Origin of the sequence: Escherichia sp. KCJ4928 (genome assembly GCF_004352695.1) — a bacterium.
Classification (GTDB): Bacteria; Pseudomonadota; Gammaproteobacteria; order Enterobacterales; family Enterobacteriaceae; genus ECMA0423.
This window is the reverse complement of the sequence record NZ_SJWV01000602.1, coordinates 1-467: the sequence shown is the minus strand read 5'-3', so window position 1 is coordinate 467 and position 467 is coordinate 1. Positions and strand designations below refer to the sequence as shown.

The window sequence follows — 467 nt, the reverse complement described above, 5'->3', positions numbered from 1 at the left end:
TATTGACTATTTTTGCCGTTATTTCTGGTGCAGAAAGTTGGGAAGATATAGAGGATTTCGGGGAAACACATCTCGATTTCTTGAAGCAATATGGTGATTTTGAAAATGGTATTCCTGTTCACGATACTATTGCCAGAGTTGTATCCTGTATCAGTCCTGCAAAATTTCATGAGTGCTTTATTAACTGGATGCGTGACTGCCATTCTTCAGATGATAAAGACGTCATCGCAATTGATGGAAAAACGCTCCGGCACTCTTATGACAAGAGTCGCCGCAGGGGAGCGATTCATGTCATTAGTGCGTTCTCAACAATGCACAGTCTGGTCATCGGACAGATCAGGACGGATGAGAAATCTAATGAGATTACAGCTATCCCAGAACTTCTTAACATGCTGGATATTAAAGGAAAAATCATCACAACTGATGCGATGGGTTGCCAGAAAGATATTGCAGAGAAGATACAAAAA

1 pseudogene is annotated in these 467 nt (G+C 40.9%); it reads left to right on the top strand.

Features of this window, described 5'->3' with window-relative positions:
- Positions 1-467, top strand: a pseudogene (locus E0D98_RS25810) (ISAs1-like element ISEc1 family transposase); the annotation flags it as partial.